Annotated in this window: 2 rRNA genes; both read right to left on the bottom strand. The window is 52.1% G+C overall.

The window, feature by feature from the left end:
• Positions 1-2,734, bottom strand: a 23S ribosomal RNA gene (locus LRP83_RS23050); the annotation flags it as partial.
• A gap of 217 nt (positions 2,735-2,951) precedes the next feature.
• Positions 2,952-4,076, bottom strand: a 16S ribosomal RNA gene (locus tag LRP83_RS23045); the annotation flags it as partial.

Raw genomic sequence — 4,076 nt, 5'->3', positions numbered from 1 at the left:
ACAACTGGTACACCAGCGGTGCGTCCATCCCGGTCCTCTCGTACTAAGGACAGCTCCTCTCAAATTTCCTACGCCCACGACGGATAGGGACCGAACTGTCTCACGACGTTCTGAACCCAGCTCGCGTACCGCTTTAATGGGCGAACAGCCCAACCCTTGGGACCGACTACAGCCCCAGGATGCGATGAGCCGACATCGAGGTGCCAAACCTCCCCGTCGATGTGGACTCTTGGGGGAGATAAGCCTGTTATCCCCGGGGTAGCTTTTATCCGTTGAGCGATGGCCCTTCCATGCGGAACCACCGGATCACTAAGCCCGACTTTCGTCCCTGCTCGACTTGTAGGTCTCGCAGTCAAGCTCCCTTGTGCCTTTACACTCTACGAATGATTTCCAACCATTCTGAGGGAACCTTTGGGCGCCTCCGTTACATTTTAGGAGGCGACCGCCCCAGTCAAACTGCCCACCTGACACTGTCTCCCGCCCCGATAAGGGGCGTGGGTTAGAATTTCAATACAGCCAGGGTAGTATCCCACCAATGCCTCCACCGAAGCTGGCGCTCCGGCTTCTCAGGCTCCTACCTATCCTGTACAAGCTGTACCGAAATTCAATATCAGGCTACAGTAAAGCTCCACGGGGTCTTTCCGTCCTGTCGCGGGTAACCTGCATCTTCACAGGTACTATAATTTCACCGAGTCTCTCGTTGAGACAGTGCCCAGATCGTTACGCCTTTCGTGCGGGTCGGAACTTACCCGACAAGGAATTTCGCTACCTTAGGACCGTTATAGTTACGGCCGCCGTTTACTGGGGCTTCAATTCAGAGCTTCGCTTGCGCTAACCCCTCCTCTTAACCTTCCAGCACCGGGCAGGCGTCAGCCCCTATACTTCGCCTTACGGCTTCGCAGAGACCTGTGTTTTTGCTAAACAGTCGCCTGGGCCTATTCACTGCGGCTCTTCGAGGCTATTCACCCCAAAGAGCACCCCTTCTCCCGAAGTTACGGGGTCATTTTGCCGAGTTCCTTAACGAGAGTTCTCTCGCACACCTTAGGATTCTCTCCTCGCCTACCTGTGTCGGTTTGCGGTACGGGCACCATTTATCTCGCTAGAGGCTTTTCTTGGCAGTGTGGAATCAGGAACTTCGGTACTAAATTTCCCTCGGCATCACAGCTCAGCCTTCACGGTAACGGGATTTGCCTCGTTACCAGCCTAACTGCTTACACGCACATATCCAACAGTGCGCTTACCCTATCCTTCTGCGTCCCCCCATTGCTCAAACGATAAAGAGGTGGTACAGGAATATCAACCTGTTGTCCATCGCCTACGCCTTTCGGCCTCGGCTTAGGTCCCGACTAACCCTGAGCGGACGAGCCTTCCTCAGGAAACCTTAGGCATACGGTGGACGGGATTCTCACCCGTCTTTCGCTACTCATACCGGCATTCTCACTTCTAAGCGCTCCACCAGTCCTTACGGTCTAGCTTCAACGCCCTTAGAACGCTCTCCTACCACTGACATCATCGATGTCAATCCACAGCTTCGGTGTTACGTTTAGCCCCGGTACATTTTCGGCGCAGAGTCACTCGACCAGTGAGCTATTACGCACTCTTTAAATGGTGGCTGCTTCTAAGCCAACATCCTGGTTGTCTAAGCAACTCCACATCCTTTTCCACTTAACGTAAACTTTGGGACCTTAGCTGGTGGTCTGGGCTGTTTCCCTTTTGACTACGGATCTTATCACTCGCAGTCTGACTCCCACGGATAAGTCTTTGGCATTCGGAGTTTGTCTGAATTCGGTAACCCGATGAGGGCCCCTAGTCCAAACAGTGCTCTACCTCCAAGACTCTTACTACGTGAGGCTAGCCCTAAAGCTATTTCGGAGAGAACCAGCTATCTCCAGGTTCGATTGGAATTTCTCCGCTACCCACACCTCATCCCCGCACTTTTCAACGTGCGTGGGTTCGGGCCTCCATCCAGTGTTACCTGGACTTCACCCTGGACATGGGTAGATCACCTGGTTTCGGGTCTACGACCACATACTCATTCGCCCTATTCAGACTCGCTTTCGCTGCGGCTCCGTCTTATCAACTTAACCTTGCATGTAATCGTAACTCGCCGGTTCATTCTACAAAAGGCACGCTATCACCCATTAACGGGCTCTAACTACTTGTAGGCACACGGTTTCAGGATCTTTTTCACTCCCCTTCCGGGGTGCTTTTCACCTTTCCCTCACGGTACTGGTTCACTATCGGTCACTAGGGAGTATTTAGCCTTGGGAGATGGTCCTCCCAGCTTCCGACCGGATTTCACGTGTCCGGCCGTACTCAGGATCCACTCAGGAGGGAACGAAGTTTCGACTACAGGGTTTTTACCTTCTTTGACAGGCCTTTCCAGACCTTTTCGTCTACCCCGTTCCTTTGTAACTCCATGTTGAGTGTCCTACAACCCCAAGAGGCAAGCCTCTTGGTTTGGGCTATATCCCGTTTCGCTCGCCGCTACTCAGGGAATCGCGTTTGCTTTCTCTTCCTCCGGGTACTTAGATGTTTCAGTTCCCCGGGTATGCCTTTATTACCCTATGTATTCAGGTAACAATACTACTCCATTACGAGCAGTGGGTTTCCCCATTCGGAAATCTCTGGATCAAAGCTCACTTACAGCTCCCCAAAGCATATCGGTGTTAGTCCCGTCCTTCATCGGCTCCTAGTGCCAAGGCATCCACCGTGCGCCCTTATTAACTTAACCGAAAGGTTAATTCTCTTTAATAAGAGATAAAAACTAAAATGGCGATTATGGTTTTACTTTTTGCCTTCTTCTTACGATTATCTAGTTTTCAAGGAACAAAAATAGCAATATCCATTGCTAAGGGAGAGAATTGCTCTCTCAAAACTAAACACCAACCCAATAACAAACCAAAGATTTAAAAAGTATGTGACTCTTAGTCACGGTATATATTCCTTAGAAAGGAGGTGATCCAGCCGCACCTTCCGATACGGCTACCTTGTTACGACTTCACCCCAATCATCTGTCCCACCTTAGGCGGCTGGCTCCTTACGGTTACCCCACCGACTTCGGGTGTTACAAACTCTCGTGGTGTGACGGGCGGTGTGTACAAGGCCCGGGAACGTATTCACCGCGGCATGCTGATCCGCGATTACTAGCGATTCCAGCTTCATGCAGGCGAGTTGCAGCCTGCAATCCGAACTGAGAATGGTTTTATGGGATTCGCTCAACCTCGCGGTTTTGCAGCCCTTTGTACCATCCATTGTAGCACGTGTGTAGCCCAGGTCATAAGGGGCATGATGATTTGACGTCATCCCCACCTTCCTCCGGTTTGTCACCGGCAGTCACCTTAGAGTGCCCAACTGAATGCTGGCAACTAAGATCAAGGGTTGCGCTCGTTGCGGGACTTAACCCAACATCTCACGACACGAGCTGACGACAACCATGCACCACCTGTCACTCTGTCCCCCGAAGGGGAACGCCCTATCTCTAGGGTTGTCAGAGGATGTCAAGACCTGGTAAGGTTCTTCGCGTTGCTTCGAATTAAACCACATGCTCCACCGCTTGTGCGGGCCCCCGTCAATTCCTTTGAGTTTCAGTCTTGCGACCGTACTCCCCAGGCGGAGTGCTTAATGCGTTTGCTGCAGCACTAAAGGGCGGAAACCCTCTAACACTTAGCACTCATCGTTTACGGCGTGGACTACCAGGGTATCTAATCCTGTTTGCTCCCCACGCTTTCGCGCCTCAGCGTCAGTTACTGACCAGAAAGCCGCCTTCGCCACTGGTGTTCCTCCACATCTCTACGCATTTCACCGCTACACGTGGAATTCCGCTTTCCTCTTCAGTACTCAAGTTCCCCAGTTTCCAATGACCCTCCCCGGTTGAGCCGGGGGCTTTCACATCAGACTTAAGGAACCGCCTGCGCGCGCTTTACGCCCAATAATTCCGGACAACGCTTGCCACCTACGTATTACCGCGGCTGCTGGCACGTAGTTAGCCGTGGCTTTCTGGTTAGGTACCGTCAAGGTACCGGCAGTTACTCCGGTACTTGTTCTTCCCTAACAACAGAACTTTACGACCCGAA

This window comes from Pseudoneobacillus rhizosphaerae, from assembly GCF_917563885.1.
GTDB classification, from domain to species: domain Bacteria; phylum Bacillota; class Bacilli; order Bacillales; family Cytobacillaceae; genus Pseudoneobacillus; species Pseudoneobacillus rhizosphaerae.
The sequence above is the reverse complement of the archived record's forward strand: the minus strand, read 5'-3'. Positions and strand labels throughout refer to the sequence as shown.